The sequence below is a fragment of the Halomonas sp. THAF12 genome, assembly GCF_009363675.1.
Taxonomy (GTDB): Bacteria; Pseudomonadota; Gammaproteobacteria; order Pseudomonadales; family Halomonadaceae; genus Halomonas; species Halomonas smyrnensis.
This window is the reverse complement of record NZ_CP045399.1, coordinates 712,168-731,873: the sequence shown is the minus strand read 5'-3', so window position 1 is coordinate 731,873 and position 19,706 is coordinate 712,168. Positions and strand designations below refer to the sequence as shown.

The 19,706-nt window shown below is 69.7% G+C and carries 18 protein-coding genes; 5 read left to right on the top strand and 13 right to left on the bottom strand.

The window, feature by feature from the left end; translation table 11 throughout:
• Positions 1 to 102: 102 nt before the first annotated feature.
• Positions 103 to 471: a DOPA 4,5-dioxygenase family protein gene (locus FIU88_RS03300; RefSeq protein WP_152478182.1), complete on the top strand. Its 369-nt coding sequence runs from the start codon at positions 103 to 105 to the stop codon at positions 469 to 471.
• Between the two features lie 12 nt (positions 472 to 483).
• On the top strand, positions 484 to 957 hold the full coding sequence (locus FIU88_RS03295) for a CreA family protein (RefSeq protein WP_367613880.1): 474 nt from the start codon (positions 484 to 486) through the stop codon (positions 955 to 957).
• 276 nt (positions 958 to 1,233) lie between these two features.
• On the opposite strand, the gene FIU88_RS03290 is transcribed toward FIU88_RS03295, so the two are convergent.
• Positions 1,234 to 2,754, bottom strand: coding sequence for an aldehyde dehydrogenase family protein (locus FIU88_RS03290; protein ID WP_152478180.1), 1,521 nt, complete (start codon positions 2,752 to 2,754; stop codon positions 1,234 to 1,236).
• Between the two features lie 157 nt (positions 2,755 to 2,911).
• Between FIU88_RS03290 and FIU88_RS03285 the strand changes: the two genes are divergently transcribed.
• On the top strand, positions 2,912 to 3,619 hold the full coding sequence (locus tag FIU88_RS03285; RefSeq protein WP_152478179.1) for a response regulator transcription factor: 708 nt from the start codon (positions 2,912 to 2,914) through the stop codon (positions 3,617 to 3,619).
• A 16-nt stretch (positions 3,620 to 3,635) separates the two neighbouring features.
• Here the strand turns inward: FIU88_RS03285 and FIU88_RS03280 are convergent, their stop codons facing one another.
• The 8 genes from FIU88_RS03280 to FIU88_RS03245 all read right to left on the bottom strand — a co-directional run bounded on the left by FIU88_RS03280 (position 3,636) and on the right by FIU88_RS03245 (position 14,268).
• On the bottom strand, positions 3,636 to 4,985 hold the full coding sequence (locus FIU88_RS03280) for a hybrid sensor histidine kinase/response regulator (RefSeq protein ID WP_152478178.1): 1,350 nt from the start codon (positions 4,983 to 4,985) through the stop codon (positions 3,636 to 3,638).
• On the bottom strand, positions 4,969 to 6,129 hold the full coding sequence (gene nosP, locus FIU88_RS03275; RefSeq protein WP_152478177.1) for a nitric oxide-sensing protein NosP: 1,161 nt from the start codon (positions 6,127 to 6,129) through the stop codon (positions 4,969 to 4,971). Before nosP ends, FIU88_RS03280 begins: the two co-directional genes overlap by 17 nt.
• A gap of 107 nt (positions 6,130 to 6,236) precedes the next feature.
• Positions 6,237 to 8,420 (bottom strand): ATP-binding protein, encoded by a 2,184-nt coding sequence (locus FIU88_RS03270; RefSeq protein ID WP_152478176.1) that lies wholly within the window; start codon positions 8,418 to 8,420, stop codon positions 6,237 to 6,239.
• An 18-nt stretch (positions 8,421 to 8,438) separates the two neighbouring features.
• Entirely contained in the window at positions 8,439 to 8,945 is a 507-nt protein-coding gene (locus tag FIU88_RS03265; RefSeq protein WP_152478175.1) for an oxidoreductase, read from the bottom strand.
• Between the two features lie 112 nt (positions 8,946 to 9,057).
• Complete coding sequence (locus tag FIU88_RS03260; protein ID WP_152478174.1) at positions 9,058 to 9,876, bottom strand: DUF2189 domain-containing protein; 819 nt, start codon at positions 9,874 to 9,876, stop codon at positions 9,058 to 9,060.
• A gap of 232 nt (positions 9,877 to 10,108) precedes the next feature.
• Complete coding sequence (locus FIU88_RS03255; protein ID WP_016855680.1) at positions 10,109 to 10,537, bottom strand: universal stress protein; 429 nt, start codon at positions 10,535 to 10,537, stop codon at positions 10,109 to 10,111.
• A gap of 12 nt (positions 10,538 to 10,549) precedes the next feature.
• Positions 10,550 to 13,144: a TRAP transporter permease gene (locus FIU88_RS03250; RefSeq protein WP_152478173.1), complete on the bottom strand. Its 2,595-nt coding sequence runs from the start codon at positions 13,142 to 13,144 to the stop codon at positions 10,550 to 10,552.
• 143 nt (positions 13,145 to 13,287) lie between these two features.
• Positions 13,288 to 14,268, bottom strand: a complete 981-nt coding sequence (locus tag FIU88_RS03245; RefSeq protein WP_152478172.1) for a TAXI family TRAP transporter solute-binding subunit — start codon at positions 14,266 to 14,268, stop codon at positions 13,288 to 13,290.
• A 345-nt stretch (positions 14,269 to 14,613) separates the two neighbouring features.
• On the opposite strand from FIU88_RS03245, the gene FIU88_RS03240 reads away from it, so the two are divergent.
• Positions 14,614 to 15,075: a macro domain-containing protein gene (locus FIU88_RS03240; RefSeq protein ID WP_253742698.1), complete on the top strand. Its 462-nt coding sequence runs from the start codon at positions 14,614 to 14,616 to the stop codon at positions 15,073 to 15,075.
• Positions 15,076 to 15,087: 12 nt separating this feature from the next.
• Here FIU88_RS03240 and FIU88_RS03235 read toward each other — a convergent pair whose 3' ends face one another.
• From FIU88_RS03235 to FIU88_RS03225, 3 genes are all read right to left on the bottom strand, one after another.
• Complete coding sequence (locus FIU88_RS03235; RefSeq protein WP_035594922.1) at positions 15,088 to 16,383, bottom strand: TRAP transporter large permease; 1,296 nt, start codon at positions 16,381 to 16,383, stop codon at positions 15,088 to 15,090.
• Complete coding sequence (locus tag FIU88_RS03230; RefSeq protein ID WP_016855675.1) at positions 16,373 to 16,849, bottom strand: TRAP transporter small permease; 477 nt, start codon at positions 16,847 to 16,849, stop codon at positions 16,373 to 16,375. Before FIU88_RS03230 ends, FIU88_RS03235 begins: the two co-directional genes overlap by 11 nt.
• A 79-nt stretch (positions 16,850 to 16,928) precedes the next feature.
• Positions 16,929 to 17,939, bottom strand: coding sequence for a DctP family TRAP transporter solute-binding subunit (locus tag FIU88_RS03225; RefSeq protein ID WP_152478170.1), 1,011 nt, complete (start codon positions 17,937 to 17,939; stop codon positions 16,929 to 16,931).
• A gap of 337 nt (positions 17,940 to 18,276) precedes the next feature.
• Here FIU88_RS03225 and FIU88_RS03220 point away from each other — a divergent pair, with 337 nt between their 5' ends.
• Positions 18,277 to 19,146 (top strand): DMT family transporter, encoded by an 870-nt coding sequence (locus tag FIU88_RS03220; protein ID WP_152478169.1) that lies wholly within the window; start codon positions 18,277 to 18,279, stop codon positions 19,144 to 19,146.
• Between the two features lie 10 nt (positions 19,147 to 19,156).
• Here the strand turns inward: FIU88_RS03220 and FIU88_RS03215 are convergent, their stop codons facing one another.
• A complete protein-coding gene (locus FIU88_RS03215) occupies positions 19,157 to 19,681 on the bottom strand; it encodes a DUF192 domain-containing protein (RefSeq protein ID WP_152478168.1) in 525 nt (174 codons plus the stop codon).
• Positions 19,682 to 19,706: the final 25 nt, after the last annotated feature.

Here is a 19,706-nt window from a genome sequence, read left to right as displayed (position 1 = left end):
CGAGGTCGATGACGCCCGCGTCCGGCCCGGGTCCCGGGTAGAGCCGCCTCGCGTTGCCATCCCGCAACGGTTACCCTGACGGTGTCCAGCCAGGAGACCGTCATGAGCGACATCCCGCCCCTCACCGACCCGACCCGCATCCGCTACTACCACGCCCACCTCTACTACCGCGACGCCGCCGGCCTGGCCGAGGCGCGCCGCATCGCCGAGGCCGCCGCCGCGCGCTTCGAGATCCGCGTCGGGCGCTTCCACGAGCGGCCGGTGGGGCCCCATCCGCTGTGGAGCTGCCAGCTCTCCTTCGCCCCCGAGACCTTCGGCGCCTTCATCCCCTGGCTGGCGCTGAACCGCGGCTCGCTGGACGTGCTGGTCCACCTCGGCACCGACGACGATCTCTTCGATCACACCCAGGGCGCCATGTGGCTCGGCCACAGCCACCCCCTGGACCTGAGCCAGTTCGGCGACCGGGCCTGAGGGGATAGCGACGTGTTGACACTGCGTACCCCCCTGATCGGCCTGCTCCTGGCGGGGCTCGCCGGCTGCGGCAACGACAACGAGGTCGGCGACGTCTCGCTGGGCCTGTTCACCACCAAGGACATCAAGATCGAGAGCCTCGTCGATCCCAAGATTCCCGGCGTGACCTGCCATCTCAGCAACATCGACGCCGACCTGGACCTGGCCGATCCGTCCGACACCAGCCTGGCCTGCCGCCAGACCGGACCGATCACCGCGGACATGCTTACCGACATCGATACCTCGCCGTCCGGCGAGCTGCTCTACCGCCGCTCCCAGAGCGTGCTGTTCAAGAGCCTGAAGCTGCGCCGCATCTATGATGCCGAGAGCCAGTCGCTGCTGTACCTGGCCTACACCACCAAGGAGAGCAGCGGCAGCTTCAAGCACGCCCTGAGCAGCGTGCCGCTGTGGGGCACCCAGGCCTGGCAGGCGGCCGCGTCTCCCTGACGCCGGTGCCGCACGGCCGAAAAAGCCCTCGCCCGAGCCAGCACGGGGCCAAAAAAAGCGGGGCGCGACCCGCGTCGCGCCCCGCCTCGTTCGGGGCCTGCTGACGACCCGCCCCACGGCGGCGTTCATGGTCTATCGTTGTCCTGCGGGACGGGGGATGCCCGCCGCCATCGAGCGACGGGCTGCGTCGGGGGGAATGCCCCGGGCTGCGCCCGGGGCGGGACCCGCCGCCATCACGGCGCCATGTCGCGGGCGCGGCGATCGGCCGCCGGGGGCCTAGAAGAAACCCAGCGGGTTGATGTCGTAGCTGACCAGCAGGTTCTTGGTCTGCTGATAGTGCTCGAGGGCGACCTTGTGGGTCTCGCGGCCGACGCCGGACTTCTTGTAGCCGCCGAAGGCGGCGTGGGCCGGATACTGGTGGTAGCAGTTGGTCCACACCCGGCCGGCCTGGATGCCGCGGCCCATGCGGAAGGCCACGTTCATGTCGCGACTCCAGACCCCGGCGCCGAGGCCGAACTCGGTGTCGTTGGCGATGGCCAGCGCCTCCTCCTCGTCCTTGAAGGTGGTCACCGCCACCACCGGGCCGAAGATCTCCTCCTGGAAGACGCGCATCTTGTTGTGGCCCTTGAGCAGGGTCGGCTGGATGTAATAGCCGCTGTCATAGGCCGGATCGAAGCGCTCCTTGTCGCCGCCGGTCAGGAACTCGGCGCCCTCCTCGCGGGCGACGTCCATGTAGGACATGATCTTGTCGAACTGCTCCTGGGAGGCCTGGGCGCCGACCTTGACGTCGGTATCCAGCGGATTGCCGCGGGTGATGGTCGCGACCTTCTCCATCACCTTGGCCATGAAGGCGTCGTACATCGACTCCTGGATCAGCGCCCGCGACGGGCAGGTGCACACCTCGCCCTGGTTGAAGAACGCCAGCACCAGGCCCTCGGCGGCCTTGTCGATGAACTCGGGCTCGGCGTTCATGATGTCGGCGAAGTAGATGTTCGGCGACTTGCCGCCCAGCTCCACGGTGGAGGGGATGATGTTCTCGGCGGCACACTTGAGGATGTGCGAGCCCACCGGGGTCGAGCCGGTGAAGGCGATCTTGGCGATCCGGGTGCTGGTGGCCAGCGCCTGGCCGGCCTCGGCGCCGTAGCCGTTGACCACGTTGACCACGCCCGGCGGCAGCAGGTCGCCGACCAGCTCCATCAGCTTGAGGATCGAGGCCGGGGTCTGCTCGGCGGGCTTGAGCACCACGCAGTTGCCCGCGGCCAGCGCCGGCGCCAGCTTCCACACCGCCATCAGGATGGGGAAGTTCCAGGGGATGATCTGGCCCACCACACCCAGCGGCTCGTGGAAGTGATAGGCCACCGTGTTGGCGTCGATGTCCGCCGCGGTGCCTTCCTGGGCGCGGATGCAGCCGGCGAAGTAGCGGAAGTGGTCCACCGCCAGCGGCAGGTCGGCGTTGAGCGTCTCGCGCACCGCCTTGCCGTTGTCCCAGGTCTCGGCCACGGCCAGCGCTTCCAGGTTCTGCTCGATGCGATCGGCGATCTTGAGCAGGATATTGCCGCGCTCGGCGGCCGAGGTCTTGCCCCAGGCCGGGGCGGCGGCGTGGGCGGCGTCCAGCGCCTTGTCGATGTCCTCGGCGGTGGAGCGGGGAATCTCGCAGAACGGCTTGCCGTTGACCGGGCTGACGTTGTCGAAGTACTGGCCCTTGACCGGCGGGACGAACTCGCCGCCGATATAGTTGCCGTAGCGCGCATCGAAGCTGACCACGGACTCGGGGCTGCCGGGGTTGGCGAAGATCATGGCGTGTCTCCAGCGGTTGTGGTTATGTGAGTGCCCTCCCAGTCTTGGCCAGCCCCGGCGTCTGAGACATACTGCGATGGCAGGAGAGCGCCTCCTCCTTCGGTAGGAGACCCGGAGGCATGACAGGCAGGCGGCCGAGCGATCCAAGGAGTCCCGCATGAATACCCTGATGGTGGCCGACGACCACCCGCTGTTTCGCGAGGCGATCGGCGCGGCGATCCGCGCCGGCCTGCCCAGCTGCCGGCTGCTCGAGGCCGGCAGCCTCGAAGACGCCCTCAAGGGCATCGCCGAGGAAGAGGAGGACATCGACCTGCTGCTGCTCGATCTGGGCCTGCCCGACGCCGCGGGGCTGGCCGGGCTGGAACGGCTGCGCGAGGCCTGCCCGGCGCTGCCGGTGGTGGTGGTCTCCGCCGAGCGCGAACGCAACCTGATCCTCGAGTCCATCGCCCTGGGCGCGGTGGGCTACATTCCCAAGTCGACGCCGCGGCGCGCGATGCTCGAGGCGCTGCGTCAGGTGCTGAGCGGCCAGATCTACCTGCCGCCGGACATCATGCGCCGACCGCCGGCCCCAACCGCGGACGATCACGACGCCTTCGCCGCGCCCACCGCCCCGAAGGCGCCCTCGCCGCTGGACAGCCTCACCGACAAGCAGCTCGAGGTGCTCGCCCGCCTCGCCCGGGGCGACGCCAACAAGGTGATCGCCCGTGACCTCGACATCGCCGAGACCACGGTCAAGACCCACGTCTCGGCGATCCTGCGCAAGCTCAACGTCGGCAGCCGGGTGCAGGCCATCCTGGCCGCCGACCAGGGCGAGCTGGCCGCCCGGCTGGCGCGCCTGTCGCCCGCGGCCCGGCACCACGACTAGGCGATGCCTGGAACGCCTAGGCGCTGCCCGCCTCCAGCCGGTTGGCGATCAACAGCCTCAGCCGCAGCGGCTTCACCGGCTTGAGCAGGCAGTCGTAGCCGCGCTCCCTCGCCCGCTGCTTGAGCTCGCCGTCGTGGCTGGCGGTGATCACCACCACACCGAGCCCGGGATGCCACCGGCGCAGCCGATCCGCCACGCTGAGCCCGTCGGGGCCGCCCGGCGCCAGGTGATAGTCGACCAGCAGCAGGTCGGCGCGCTCGCGGCGGCTCACCGCCTCCAGCGCCGCCGGCGTGGCCGCGCAGCGCACCCGGCAGCCCCAGCCCTCCAGCAGCGCCGCCATGCCCTCGAGGATCGCCGGGTCGTCGTCGAGCACCCAGATTCGCGCCCCGGACAGATCATGCATGCCCGGCGGCGCCTCCGCCGGCGGCGTCTCGATGCGCCGGCCGTAGGGCACCCGGATCGAGAACAGCGCCCCGCGCCCCGGCCGCGAGGCCAGGTGCAGCGGATGGTCGAGCATGGTGGCGATGCGATCGACGATGGCGAGCCCCAGCCCCAGGCCGCGATCGGCCTCGGCCGGCTCGGTCACGGCGCGGCGGAACTCGAGGAAGATCGCCTGCTGCTGGGCCTCGTCGATCCCGGGTCCGGTATCGCCGACCAGGATCTCGAGGCCGTCGGGACGGCGCCGGCAGCCCAGCAGCAGCCGGCCGCGCTCGGTGTAGCGCACCGCGTTGGTCAGGAAGTTGCGCACCACCCGGGCCAGCAGCGCCAGGTCGGAGCGGACCACCGCCTCGCTCGGCACGTAGCGGAACTCGAGCCCGCGGGCGCCGGCCAGCTGGCGGAATTCCTCGGCGATCACGTCGAGCAGCTCGGCCACCGGGAAGGCCGCGATGTCCGGGGTCAGCACGCCCGCGTCCAGCCGCGAGATGTCCACCAGGGTGCCGAGCAGCGACTCCACGTCCCTGAGCGAACGACCGATATGGCCGACCTGACGCGCCGCCGCCTCGGGCAGCGCCTGGTCCTCCAGGGCGCTGGCGAACAGCCGCGCGGCGTTGAGCGGCTGCAGCAGGTCGTGGCTCACGGCGGCCAGGAAGCGGGTCTTGGAGCGGTTGGCCGCCTCGGCCTCGGCCCGGGCCTCCTCCAGCGCCTCGAGGGTGCGATGCAGGCTGTCGGTGCGCTCGCGCACCTGCTCGGCGAGCAGCACGGCGTGCTCGAAGGCGCCGTAGGGCGCGCCGTCGGCCATGCCGGCGGATTCCACCCGCTCGATCAGCGCGCCACAGATGCGCCGCAGCCGCGCGTTCTCCTCCGCCAGCGCCCGCTCGCGCTCGGTGTCGGGCTCGATGTCCGGCCGCTCAGCCCCGAGATCCAATCGCCACCCCCGTGAAGGTCTGGTTGATGTGCCGTCCCTGGTGCTGCTCGCCGTAGGTGTTGAAGCCCACCACCCGGGCCTCGGCCAGCAGCCGCGAGGCGTCCTCGACCCGGCCGAGGGCCTCCAGCTCCAGGCGCCGCAGGAAGCAGTCGCAGCCGAGGATCAGCGCCGGCGGGCCGAGGCGACGCCCCAGGCCGTCCAGCACACCGGCCAGCTCCTCGAGCATCGGCGCCGGCTCCATGGCGGTGAGCACGATGCCGTTCTCCACCGCGCAGTAGAAGCGCAGCCCGCCGTCATCGTCGACCCGCTGGATCGAGCGCACGTAGTGGTCCTCGCCGATGCGCACCGCCAGCGGGTGGCGGGCGAACACGCCGGCGTCCAGCGCCGCCACCGGCCGCCCCACCAGGCGCGCGTATTCCTCGGCGGCGGGCGCGGCGTTAAGCTCCAGCACCCGCCGCCGCTCGCGGTCCACCGCGGTGACCACCAGCTTCTCCCGGCGCGGGCGCAGATGATGGGTGGTGAAGACCTCGAAGGGCCGGCGGCTGGCGATCATGACCACCACCGCCGAGGCGTCGTGGAAGCCGCCCTCGGCGTAGACGTGGGTGTGGCTCAGGCGGTTGTCGTCGCCGGCCGAGCCGCCGAAGTTGGGAATGCCGCCGAGCGCGGCCTCGAGGGTCGAGAGCACCTGCTCCTCGCTGCTGGAGAGGCCGTCGAGCAGGGTCAGCACGAAGGGGCGCGCCTCGGCGTCGGGCGCCCGGCGCCGGCAGTCGGCGAGCAGGCCGTCGACCAGTCGCTGCGCCTGGGGCAGCGCGAAGGCCTCGAGATCGGCGACCCGCGCACAGCCGATGGCGAAGTCGTCGCGATCGAAGCCGATGGCCACGATGCAGCCCCGACCGTAGCCCGCCGGGGTGATCTCGCCGGCGGTGGTGCAGCCGGCCAGGGGCACGGGGGCGAAGGCTCGCTCCAGCGCCTCGCCGAGCGCCGCCAGGGGGTAGTCGGCGCTGCAGAAGAACAGCACGAAGCCGAGCCCGGGGCCGGCCAGCGCCTCGGCCAGCTCGGCGGCGGCCCGCTCGGGGTCGAGGCTGTCGCTGGCGGCCGTGCGCGGCGAGGCCGTCGGGGAAGAAGAACCGGGGGCGTCGAACATGGCAGCCTCGCGAGGACGGGATGGGCGCAGTGTAGGCGGGCACCGCCCCGGCCCACAATGCGCGGTTGGCATGAGGCCCGGCCCGGTTCATGGCGATGAGGCCGGCCTCAGGTCGCCGCGACCTCGCCGTCGAGTGCCACCAGGGCCTCGTCCAGCCGCTGGCGCAGCGCGGCCAGGGTGGCGTCCTCGCCGTCCAGGGCGGCGTCGCGGGCGGCATGCTCGAGCCGCGCGGCCAGCGCCGCGACCCGCACGGCGCCGAGGGTGGCCGACTCGCCCTTGAGCTGATGGGCCAGATGCTGCACCCGCTCCGCTTCGCCGGCCTCGAACGCCACGTCCAGCGCCGCGAGGCGGTCCGCGGCGTCCTGACGATAGCGCGCCACCAGCGTCGTCAGGGCCTCGGCGTCCAGGCTGTCGCGCAGCGCCGCCATCACCTCCTCGTCCAGGATCGGCTCCGCCGTGGCGGGCGCGGCGTCGGGCGCCGGCCTGGCCGGCCACGGCCAGGCATCGCGGCCGGCCAGGTGACGATGCAGCACCTTGAGCAGCGAGGCCTGCAGCAGCGGCTTGGCCAGATAGCCGTTCATGCCCGCCGCCAGGCAGCGCGCCTGGTCGCCCAGCGGGCCACCCGCGGTCATCGCCACGATCGGCATGTCGGCCAGCCAGCCGCCGCGGGAGCGGATGCGCCGGGTGACCTCCAGGCCGTCCATGTCCGGCATCTGCACGTCCATGAACACCAGATCGAAGCGCTCCCGGTCGATGCTGGCCAGGGCCTCGGCGCCGGAGCTCGCCAGGCTGGCGCGACAGCCGAGCTTGGTGAGCATGGCCATTGCCACCTGCTGATTGACCGGATTGTCCTCGACCACCAGCAGGCGGGCCTCGCACAGCGAGGCGGTGTCCATGGGCCACGCGGCCGCCGGCTCGACCGAGGGGGCCGCCGCCTCGATCAGCGGCACCCGGAACCAGCAGCGGCTGCCCTCGCCCGGCCGGCTGTCGATGCCGATCTCGCCGCCGAGCGCCTCGACCAGCCGCTTGCTGATCGCCAGCCCCAGGCCGCTGCCGCCGAAGCGGCGCGCCGTGCCGGGATCGCCCTGGCGAAAGGGTTCGAACAGGCGCGCCTGCTGTTCGGCCGTGATGCCGCAGCCGGTATCGCTCACCGCGAAACACAGCCGCCCCTCGTCGTCACGTGTCGCCTCCACGCGCACCGCGCCGCTATCGGTGAACTTCACGGCGTTGGACAGCAGGTTCAGCAGCACCTGGCGCAGCCGCCCGGCATCGCTGATGACGTGGGCCGGCAGCGTCGTATCGAGGCCACACTCGAGCCGCAGGCCCCGAGCCTCGGCGTGGGGGCGGAACAGCGAGACCGCGCCCTCGACGAGCTCGGACAGCGCCAGGGCGCGATGCTCGAGCTCCAGGCGGCCGGCCTCGATCTTGGAGAAGTCCAGGATGTCGTTGATCAGCTCCATCAGGCGACCGGCGCTCTCGTGGATGGTATCGGCATAGTGGCGGGCACGCTCTGGCAGCGGCTGCTCCACCAGCAGGTCGCTCATGCCGATCACGCCGTTGAGCGGGGTGCGGATCTCGTGGCTGACGGTGGCCAGGAACTCCGACTTGGCCTGGCTGGCCGACTCGGCGCGCCGGGCCGTGGCCTCCAGCTCGCGGCTGAGCGATTCCAGCGCGCTACGTGCGGCGGCGTTGTCGCGGGCCTCGCGGATCAGGAAGGCGACCACCAGCATCGCCGCCACGCTCATGCCCAGGATCAGCGCCAGCAGCAGGCCATAGAGCCACTGCAGGCGATCGCGCTCGTGGGTCGACACGCTCGCCAGGTGGCTGTTGAGGGTGATGATCAGGCGTTCGGCAGGCTGACTGATACGGCCCAGGTGTTCGATCAGGTCCTGACGCGCGACGGGACCCAGGGCGTCGAGGGCCTGCAGCCGCGTATCCAGTGCCTGCAGCTGCTGCTCGATCTCGTCGACCAGGCGGTCGGAGGCGGGAATGCGCTCGATCAGCGCGGCGATCTTGCCGCCGCGCAGCAGCATCAGCCGGCTGTAGAGCAGCTCGAAGCGCAGTCGCGCTTCATCGAGCGCCTCGGGATCGGCGTCGCTCAGGGCCAGATAGCTGCGCAGCTCGACGGCGTCACGATCCAGCTTGTAGGCGTGCCAGACGGTGTCGCCGCCGACCCGCCACACCAGGCTGTCCTGGCGCCAGGCGACCAGTCCGACCATCAGGATGGCGGCGACGAACAGCAGCAGGGCCGCGACGACGCCGAGCTTCAGGCGCAGCGGAGAATGGCGCACCGGGCGGCTCCTCGTCGGTCAGTGGATCTCGATGCGCGCCACCTGCCAGACCGAGCGAAAGCGGATTTCCTCGTTGCGCAGTTCGGGGCGTTCATCGAAGGGATAGAGCACGAACAGCGGGCCCAGGCGGCGGATCGGCATGGGTTCGCCGTCACGCGTCATCGCCAGGATGACGCCGTAGCGGCTGAAGTCGCTGACCGGCACCTCGGCCTCGAAGCCGTTGAGCGCCATCACCCGGGCCTCGTCGCCCCGGGCCCCCACCGCCTCGAGAAGCGCCTCGCCGAGCGGCCCCGCGTAGCGGGCCGAGTCCTCGTGCCAGGGAGTATGGGTCTCGATGGTGCGCGACGGCAGCGCCTCGAGCATGGCCCGGTCGAAGCGCGCCTCGCCGTCGCCGTTGGTGCGCGAGATGTCACCGCTGACGGTCAGCATCACGCACCCCTCGGGCTCGGGCAGGGATTCGGCGGCGGTCGCCACCAGGCTCCAGGATAGGGCCAGGATCAATGGCAGCAGGCGTCGAAGGCGCATGTCGGGGCTCCGGTTTTACGGTCTCGGCGCCAAGATTACGCGAATCCCGCCACGCCGTCAGGCGCCGGCACCCACCCCGCCCCGGCACGCACTGCCCCGGGCACGGGCGGCGTCAGGCCGCCTCGTCCCCCTCCACGAGCTCGATCCGTACCAGGTCCTCGTAGGCATGCCAGCTGGCATGGCCGAGCACCGGCAGGATCAGCGCCAGGCCGATGTAGAAGGTGGCCACGCCGACCATCACGCAGCCGGTGATGATGGCGGCCCACAGCATCATCGGGCGCAGGTTGGAGGCCACCGCACGGATGCTGGCCTCGATGCCCTCCATGAAGGTCAGGTCCTGATCCATCAGGGTCGGAATCGCCACCACGCTGATGGCGAAGGCGCCGAAGGCCAGCAGCGCCCCGACCGCCGTGCCCACGGCCAGCATGCCGAGCCCCTCCGGGGTGGTCAGCAGCGTCGCATAGAGGGTCGCCGGGTCGGGCGCGCCGAGGCCGAAGAACAGCGCGAACAGCAGGGTGGCGAGACGAATCCAGGCGAGGAAGAAGATCATCATCATCACGCCCATCATCGCCAGCGATCCGACATGGCCGGTCCAGGCCCCGAAGGCGTCGCCGAGGGTCGGCTCGCGCCCGGCCTCCAGCGACCGGCTGATGCCGTAGGAGCCCACCGCCACCAGCGGGCCAAGGAACATGAAGCCGGCGATCAGCGGCAGCAGCCAGTGCCATAGCCCCAGCACGAAGGCCCCGGCGGTGATGGCGATGCTCAGCCCCACCCAGAACAGCCCGTAGGCCAGGCTGACCGCCGTGGCGCGTCGAAAGTCCGCGACGCCTTCGGCCAGCCAGATTCGCGGCTTGTCCATGCCGACCGACCGAATGCGGATTCGCACCCGAGAACCCTCCTTACCGCCGCTCTTCGTGGCTGCTGCACACATGGTGACACCCCCGTTTGCCGACGCTGAAGTCCCGGACTCGCCGGGCAGGACGGGCGGTCGCCAGCGATTCCAGGCCCGGCATCACGCCCCGTCACTGGTTACTCTAGCCGTTCCCCCGCGCCCCCGCCGTGATTCGGATCATGCCGCCGGGTGGCAAAACCCGAGCGGTGAAACGACGACGCCCACGCCCCCCGGGCGGGGACGTGGGCGTCGCGGGCGCCGGGCGCGGGCGTCAGCGCACGATCATCACCGACATCTTGCTGTGGTGCACCACATGCTCGGCGTTGGGGCCCAGCACGTAATCGGCGAACTTGCGCTTGTTGTGGGACGCCATCACGATCAGGTCGACCTCGAGCTTCCTGGCCGCCTTGATGATCGCCTCCCAGGGCGAGCCGTCGACGATCACGCTCTGCACCTGGACGTCATCCGGCACGTGCTGCTGGATGAACTCGTGCTGGGCCTTGGTCACCTCCTCATGGGCCTTGGCGGCGAAGTTCTCGGGGAAATAGGCCCCCACCAGCGGCATGCGATAGTCCGGCAACACCGTCACCACGTGCAGCGAGGCACCGAAACTCTTGCACAGCGCCAGCGCCGTCGGCAGCGCCTTGGTCCAGGAGGACTCCTCGTTGAGGTCCACCGGCAACAGGATCTTGCTATACATGGGTCACCTCCATCAGGCAGAGACCGGCTTGCCGCCGTGATCGCGGCGCCGTCGCTGCAGCATCACCACCAGGGCCAGCACCAGGAAGGCGGGAATCCACATCCACTCCTTGGTCCAGCGATCCACCGGCGCCTGCACCTGGATGATCTCCTGGTCGAAGTCGAAGCCGAGCTTCGCCGCCTCGCTGCCGTAGGTCACCATGTCGACCACGGCACGATCGTCCTCGACGTTGAGCATCAGCCCCAGGTTCGACAGCCGATCCTCGCCGGTCTCGCCGTCCGGCACCGGCAGGGTCATGTAGGTGGTCATCGGATCGCCGTAGGCGTCCAGGCCGCTGATCTGGATCCGCAGCGAGGAATCGGGGTCCGCGTTGCCCAGCGCCTCGACGAACTGCGCCGGCGGCACGTCCTGGTAGGGATCATGGATCATGTCCATCCAGAAGCCCGGGCGGAACAGCGTGAAGGCCACCAGCAGCAGCAGCAGCGACTCGTACCAGCGATTGCGGGCGATCATGAAGCCCTGGGTCGCCGCGGCGAAGATCAGCATCGCCACCGTCGCCACCACGAAGATCAGGATGCCCTGAAGCAGCGAGACATCGATCAGCAGCAGGTCGGTGTTGAAGATGAACAGGAACGGCAGCGCCGCGGTACGCAGGCTGTAGTAGAACGCCTGGAAACCGGTGCGGATCGGGTCGCCCCCGGACACCGCGGCCGCGGCGAACGAGGCCAGCCCCACCGGCGGCGTCACGTCGGCCATGATGCCGAAGTAGAACACGAACAGGTGCACCGCGATCAGCGGCACCAGCAGGCCGTTCTGCTCGCCGAGCTGCACGATCACCGGCGCCAGCAGCGCCGACACCACGATGTAGTTGGCGGTGGTGGGCAGGCCCATGCCGAGGATCAGGCTGAGCACCGCGGTGAGCAGCAGGATCAGCAGCAGATTGCCCATGGAGAGGATCTCCACCACGTCGGCCAGCACCAGGCCCACGCCGGTCTGGGACACCGCGCCGACGATGATGCCCGCCGTGGCGGTGGCGATGCCGATGCCGATCATGTTGCGGGCGCCGCCGACCAGGCCTTCCCAGAGGTCATGGAAGCCCTCGCGGAGGTCCGCCGCCAGATTGCTGCGGTGGCGGAACATGGCCGTGATCGGGCGCTGGGTGATCATGATGAAGACCATGAACACCGTGGCCCAGAAGGCCGACAGCCCCGGTGACAGGCGTTCCACCATCAGGCACCAGATCAGCACGATCACCGGCAGGATGTACTGCAGGCCGACCATCACCGTGGGCCGGGTCTGGGGCAGCTTGTAGACCGGCTCGTCGGGGTCGTCGAGCTCCAGTTCCGGATAGCGCGAGGCCACCTTGAGCAGGCTCACGTAGACCGCCGCCAGGGCCACGGCCACCACCCAGGGGGTGGCATCGCCGAGCACCGGCTTGAGCCAGCCCAGGCCGTAGTAGACCACCAGTGCGGTGATCATCATCAGCAGCAGACCGGCCAGGAAGCCCACCGCCTTGCGCACCAGCGGCTTCGGCGGATTGCTGCTCTGAAGGCCCTGCATGTTGGCCTTGAGGGCCTCCAGGTGGACGATGTAGACCAGCGCGATATAGGAGATCAGCGCCGGCAGGAAGGCGTGCTTGATCACGTCCACGTAGGAGATGCCGACGTACTCGACCATCAGGAAGGCCGCGGCGCCCATCACCGGCGGCATGATCTGGCCGTTGACCGAGGACGCCACCTCCACCGCCCCGGCCTTCTCGGCGGGGAAGCCGACGCGCTTCATCATCGGCACGGTGAAGGTGCCGGTGGTCACCACGTTGGCGATCGAGGAGCCGGAGATCAGGCCGGTCATGCCGGACGCCACCACGGCGGCCTTGGCCGGCCCGCCGCGATAGTGGCCGAGCAGCGAGAAGGCGACCTTGATGAAGTAGTTGCCGGCCCCGGCCTTGTCGAGCAGGGCACCGAACAACACGAACAGGAACACGAAGCTGGTCGACACGCCCAGCGCGATGCCGAACACCCCCTGGGTGGTCAGCCACTGGTGATTGACCAGCCCGTTGAGGCTGACCCCGCCGTGGGCGAGGATGCCCGGCATCCAGGGGCCGGCCAGGCTGTAGACGAGAAACACCAGGGCCACGATCATCAGCGGCGGCCCCAGGGCGCGGCGCGTCGCCTCGAGCAGCAGCACGATGCCGATCACGCCGACGATCACGTCCTGGGTGATCGGCGCGCCGGGGCGCTGGGACAGCTGCTCGTAGAACATGAACATGTAGGCGCCGCAGAAGGCCGCGGCGAAGGCCAGCCCCCAGTCCAGCAGCGGAATGCGGTCCCGCGGCGAGCGCTTGAGGGCGGGATAGGCCATGTAGGCCAGAAACAGTGCGAAGGCCAGGTGGATGGAGCGCGCCTCGGTGGCGTTGAAGACCCCGAAGCCCAGCACGAAGGGAATCGGCGAGGCGATCCACAGCTGGAACAGCGACCAGACCGCGGCAATGCTGACCAGCAGCTTGCCCGGCGTTCCGGCCGGCTTGCGCGCCCCCGAGTCGCTGGAGGCGACCATGTCCTCCAGATCGACCTCGGCGCCCGGCGCCCTTGTCTTGTCGTCAGTCATAAGCGTGCCCTGGTTGATGTGGATGACGCATGGAGTGCACGACGCTCTCTTTCACTCTTCTTTCGGAATCACAAACGCAATGCGCGGCCCTCGGCGAGGGCCGCGCATGCCATGGCGAATGATGCAGGTTCAGCGGCTGACGATCACTCGATCCAGCCCTGTTCGCGGTAGTAGCGCGCGGCCCCCTCGTGCAGCGGTGCCGAGAGCCCCTGGGTGACCATTTCCTGCGGGTCCAGGTTGGCGAAGGCCGGGTGCAGCTGCTTGAAGCGATCGAAGTTGTCGAAGATCGCCTTGACGGTCTGGTAGACCACCTCCTCGCTGGTGTCGGAATCGGTCACGAAGGTGGCCGCCACGCCGAAGGTCTCGACGTCGTCCGGGTTACCCTTGTAGAGCCCGCCCGGGATCACCGACATGGAGTAGTAGGGGTACTCATCGACGATGCCCTGGACGTCCTCGTCGTTGAGCGCCACCAGGCGCGAATCGACGGTGGTGGTGGCTTCCTGGATCGCGCCGTTGGGGTGGCCGACCACGTAAGCCATGGCGTCGATGTTGTTGTCGGCCAGGGCGGAGGCCATCTCGGCGGCGTCGAGCTGGGAGGCCAGCGAGAAGGAATCCTGGGTCCAGCCCTTGGCGTCCATCACCACTTCCATGGTGTTGCGCTGGCCGGAGCCCGGGTTGCCGATGTTGACGCGCTTGCCTTCCAGATCGTCGAGGGTCTCGATGCCGGCGTCGGCGCGGGCCAGGATGGTCAGCGGCTCGCCGTGAACGCGGAACACGGCCCGCAGCTTGTCGTAGGCCTCGTCCTCGAAGTTGCCGGTGCCGTTGTAGGCCTGGTACTGGACATCGGACTGCACCACGCCCATGTCCAGCTCGCCGGACTTGATGCCGTTGACGTTGGCCACCGACCCGCCGGTGGAAGGCGCGTTGCACTTGATGTTGGCGTCGTCGATACGATTGACCAGGCGGCAGACGGACTGGCCGACCACATAGTACACGCCGGTCTGGCCGCCGGTGCCGATGGTGATGAACTGCTCTTCGTCCTGCGCCATGGCCGGCGACGCGAACATGGCAGCACCCAGCAGCGCACCGGAGAAGGCGGCGGTGGAGAAAGCATGGCGTTTCATTGACGCACCTCGTTGACGTTGTTGACAAAACATTTGGCAAAGCCATTCGATCGACGGCGCATCCTGAGCCAGTTCGATCTATTCGACAATACCTACTTTAGCGAAAAAACGTCTGTCCGATGGAGTTTATTGCTTCCCCCCCAGTGTAGTTGCCGTCAACGCTCGTCACCCGCCGTCCTGGTCAACGCGGCGGCAGCCGCGCCGAGCGCCCGGCTTGTCAGATCGCCGGCGCGGCCACCAGACTGACAGGACCATGAGCGTCCACGAGGACACCCACAGCACGCCAGCGCACCCCGCATCGAATGTTGCCAGGGCGACATCGCCCGGCAGCACGACGTCGAGGCGGTGGTCAACGCCGCCAACGCCCGGCTGCGCACCGGCGGCGGCGTGGCCGGCGCCCTGCACCGTGCCGCCGGCCCCGAGCTCGCCGTGGCCTGCGCGCCCCTGGCGCCGATTCATCCCGGCGAGGCGGTGATCACCGACGCCTACGGCCTGCCCAATCGCCACGTCATCCACTGCCTGGGGCCGGTCTACGGCGTCGACGAGCCCTCCGACACGCTGCTCGCCGACTGCTACCGCAACGCGCTGGCACTGGCACAGCGGCATGGCATCGAACGCCTCGCCTTCCCGGCGCTGTCCACCGGCGCCTTCGGCTATCCGGCCGCCGAGGCGGCGCGCATCGCCCTGTCCACCGTGCTGACCACCCTGCCCCACTGCCCGGCGATCAGGCGGGTGCGCTTCGTGCTGTTCGACGCCGCCGGCGCCGAGCTGCATCAGCACACCCTGGAGGCCCTGACCGAGGCCTGAGCCGCGGCGAGCCTAGACGTTGTAGCCCAAAAGCTCTGGCAGCCACAGAGCGAGCTGCGGGAAGATCACCACCAGCGCCAGCGCGCTGGCCATGGCCGCCACGAACACCAGCGCCCAGCCCACGGTCTGCTCCAGGCGCACCCGCGCCACCTCGGTGGTGACCATCAGGTTGACCGCCACCGGCGGCGTGAACTGGCCGATGGCGATGTTCATCGCCAGCAGGATGCCGAACCACACCGGGTTCCAGCCGAAGTGCTGCATCACCGGCACCAGGATCGGCATCATGATCAGGTAGATCGAGATCGCATCCAGCAGCATGCCGGCCAGCAGTACCGCCAGCATGATCAGCACCAGCAGCAGCGTGCCGTTGTCCGACAGCCCGATCACCCACTCCGCCAGGTGGCGGAAGGTGCCCAGCATGGTGCCGGCCCAGGCGAAGATGCCGGCCAGGGCGATGATCAGCATCACCACCCCGGAGATCACCGCGGCCTCGCCGAGCAGCGCCCAGAGGTCGCGCCAGCCGAGCTCGCGGGTCAGCCACAGGCCCACCACCACGCCATAGGCCACCGCCACCACCGCCGCCTCGGTGGGCGTGAACAGCCCCGAGCGCAGCCCGCCGAGGATCAGCACCGGGGCGAACAGCGCCGGGATCGCCTGACGGAAGCTCTCGCCGATCGGCGGACGCTCCGTCTCGCCGGGCGCCTCCCAGCCGTTGCGTTTCGACAGCCACCAGGCCGGCACCAGCAGCGCGGCCCCGGCCAGCATGCCCGGGAACAGGCCGGCGGCGAACAGCGCGCGCAGGTCCACGCCCGGCACCACGATGGAATACAGGATCAGCGCCACCGAGGGCGGAATCAGGATCGCCGTGGAGGCCGAGGCCGCGATCAGCGTCGCCGAGAAGGGCCGGGGATAACCCGCCTTGGTCATGCTGGGCAGCATCACCATGGCCACCGCGGCCGCGTCGGCGGGGCCGGAGCCGCTCATGCCGCCCATGATCATGCACACCAGCACCGCCACCAGCGCCAGGCCGCCGTGGCGCGGGCCGATCAGCGCCTGGGCGAAGCGCACCAGGCGCGCCGCCACCCCGGCGCGTTCGAAGATCAGCCCGGTGAGGATGAACAGCGGAATGGCGATCAGCGGGTACTTGGCGACGCTGTTGTAGGTGTTGGTGCCGAGCGTCGCCAGCATCGCCGGCGACAGCCCGGCGACGATGCCCACCGCCCCGGACAGCCCCAGCGAGAAGGCCACCGGCACGCCGGCGATCAGCAGGCCGGCGAAGGCCAGCAGCATCCACAGGTCAGGACTCATCGTCGAGCCCTCCGCGCAGGCGGTCGAGGGTCTGCTGGCACTGGCGCCACAGCATCAGGCCGGCCAGCAGCGGCAGCCACGCCAGGTACCACCACTGGGGCAGCCCCAGGCCCGGCGACAGGGTCTCCCACTGGTATTCCTGCCACGCCAGCTTGCCGCCGTACCAGGCCACCAGCCCCAGCACGGTGAGGCCGCACAGGCCCTGGAACAGGATCAGCGCGCGCCGCGGCCCCGGCGGCAGGGCCCGCTCCAGCAGCGCGATGCGGATATGGCGATGGCGGCGCAGCGCCACCGAGGCGCCGGCGAAGGTCAGCAGCACCAGCAGGAACACCGAGAACTCCTCGGTGAAGGCGAAGGAGGCGTCGGTGATGTAGCGCACCACCACGTTGGCCAGGCTGATCAGGCCGATGATCAGGATGGCCAGGGTCGCGAGCACGCGCTCGAGTCTTGCGTCGGGACGTTTCATGACGGGGGATCTTGAAGGGTGAGGAACGACGACGTCGCCCGGCCGAGGCCGGGCGACGTCTCATGGGGGGAGGCGAGCGTCAGGGCGCGTCGATGTCGCGGCGGGCGGCCTCGACGATCTCCTCGCCGATGCGCGGCACCCACTTGTCATGGACGCTCTCGGTCGCCTCGACGAAGGCCCGGTACTGGCCGTCGTCGAGTTCGGTGACGCTCACGCCGCGCTCGCGGATCGCCGCCAGCCGGTCGGCCTGCTCGCCGCGGCTCTTGGCGATCTCCCAGGCGCCGGCCTCGACCGCGGTCTCGCGCAGCATCTGCTGCTGCTGCTCGGTCAGCGAGCCCCACACCTGGCGGTTGGCGGCGAACACCAGCGGGTCGTTCATGTAGTTCCACAGCGTCAGGTGGGCCTGGCCGACCTGATCGATGCGCGCCACGTCGAACACCGACAGCGGGTTCTCCTGGCCGTCCACGGCACCGGTGGTCAGCGCCGGCTTGGCGTCGGCCCAGCTCATCTGGGTCGGGTTGGCGCCCAGCGCGGAGAAGGTGTCCTGGAACAGCGGCGAGCCCACGACGCGAATCTTCAGGCCCTCGAGGTCGGCCGGCGCGTCGATGTCGCCGCGGGAATTGGAGAGCTGGCGGAAGCCGTTCTCGCCCCAGCCCAGCGGCACCACGCCCTTGTCCTCGATGGCGGAGAAGATCATCTCGCCGGCCTCGCCGCCGGTCACCGCGTCCACGGCGTCCTCGTCGGGCAGCAGGAACGGCAGCGAGAACAGGTTGAGCGCCGGCACCTGGGGCGACCAGTTGATGGTCGAACCGACCGCCAGGTCGATCAGCCCGGAGCGCATGGCGGAGAATTCGCGGGTCTGGTCGCCGCTGACCAGCTGGGCGTTGGGATAGACGCGCAGGGTCAGCTCGCCGTCGGAGCGTTCCTCCACCAGTTCCGCCCATTTCTCGGCGGCCTGCCCCCAGGGGAAGGCGTCGGACAGCACGGTGGAGACGGAGAGCTCGCGGGCCTGGGCGGTCAGGGTCGAGGTCAGCAGGGCGGCGCCGGCCAGGGTGGCGGCGAGACGCCCGAGGGAGCGGGAGGTGGGCATAGCGTGTCCTTGTGTCCGCTTTGGCAGCGGTTATCGGCGTTGTCGGTATTTCGCAACAAAAGAATATGCCTGCAAGCCCCCGCCACGACAAGGGTCGACGTTGGTCGACGCACGACGGCCACCACGAAAGGCCCCCACGTGGCGGGGCCTGCCACCGAGCCCCCGGGCGTGGGGCTGGAGCATCGGTACCGGGAGAACACGTTCGGCCCCGAAGACAGCGACCCGTCGCTGCCTCGGGCCATGATGCGCGGGACCTGCCGATGCCGTGCCGTGCGGCCCCGGCACGGCGATTCCTGTTAGGCTGTGGCTTCATTCCACGACCGATCAAGGAAGAGCCGTGCCCCTCAAGGACCTGGTTCTGGGACTGAGCGTCATCGTTATCTGGGCGCTCAACATCATCGTCATCAAGCTCGGCGTGACCGAGCTTCCGCCACTGCTGCTGACCACACTGCGCCTGGCGTTAGTGGCCATCCTGCTGGTGCCCTTTCATCCGATATCGCGTCACCAGCTGCCGTTCCTGGCGCTGCTGTCGGTGACGTTCGGCGTGATGAACTTCGCCCTGTTGATCATCGGCCTGGAACAGGCTGAGGCCGGCACCGGGGCGCTGCTGGTACAGATGGGCACGCCCTTCGCCACCCTGCTGGCGGTGATCTTTCTCAAGGAGAAGCTGGGCCCGCGGCGGCTGGCCGGCCTGCTGCTGTCGTTTGCCGGGGTATTGGTGCTGGCCGGCGGGCCATCCCTGCCCGCCCCGCTGCCCACGACCCTGCTGCTCACCAGCGCCCTGGGCTGGGCCGTGTCACAGCTGTTGATCAAGCTCGGCCCCAAGGTCTCCCCCATGGCCATGGCTGGCTGGATTGCGCTGTTCGCCACCCCACAGCTGGCCTTGGCCTCCTGGTGGTTCGAGGACCACCACTGGCAATTCATGCTGGAGGCCGGGCTCAAGGGCTGGGGGGCCGTGTTCTACACGGCGGTGATGTCATCCATCCTGGCCTACGGCATGTGGTTCGGCCTGATACGGCGCCATGACGTCAATCGAGTGGTACCACTGACGCTGCTCGTGCCGGTGCTGGCCGTGATCCTCGGCATCGTGCTGTTGGACGACAGTGTCGACCCCTTCAAGCTCGGTGGCGGTGGCCTGGTGGTGGCCGGCGTCGCGCTGATCGTGATTCGCTTCGGTGGCCGTGCACGGCACGACGGCTCGACCTGAGCGATGACGATCAGCCGCTCATATCGGCGGCGATGGCGCATTCGCCGCCGTCGCCGGGCCAGCTGACGCAGTCGCCGACCGCGATGCCGTGCGCCTCGAAGACGCCGGCATTGACCTCCAGCGCCGCTCGATAGGGCGCATCCGGGCGCGTCACCGGGCAGTCCCTGGCCGACGACGAGGCGCAGGGCGCCATGCGGCGGATATCGACGATGCGCCCGGCCTCGTCGATGAAGGCGATGTCCAGCGGGATCAGGGTGCGGTACATCCAGAAGCCATTATGCGAGGGCTGGGTACGGTCGTAGAGGAACAGCATGCCGGCGTCCAGGGGCAGGCGCTCGCGCCCCATCAGCCCCCGGGCGCGTTCGCCTGCACTCCGCGCCACCTCGACGGTCAGCCGACGGGGGCCCGCCTCGCCGTGCACCGTCAGCGGCACCCGCGGCAGGCGCGCCTCCTGGGCTCTGGCGAGGCCGGGCCAGGAGGCGGCCAGGGGAAGACAGGACAGGGCTTGAAGCAGGCGGCGACGGGTCGGATTCATGACACTCCTCTCATGGGGCTGCGGC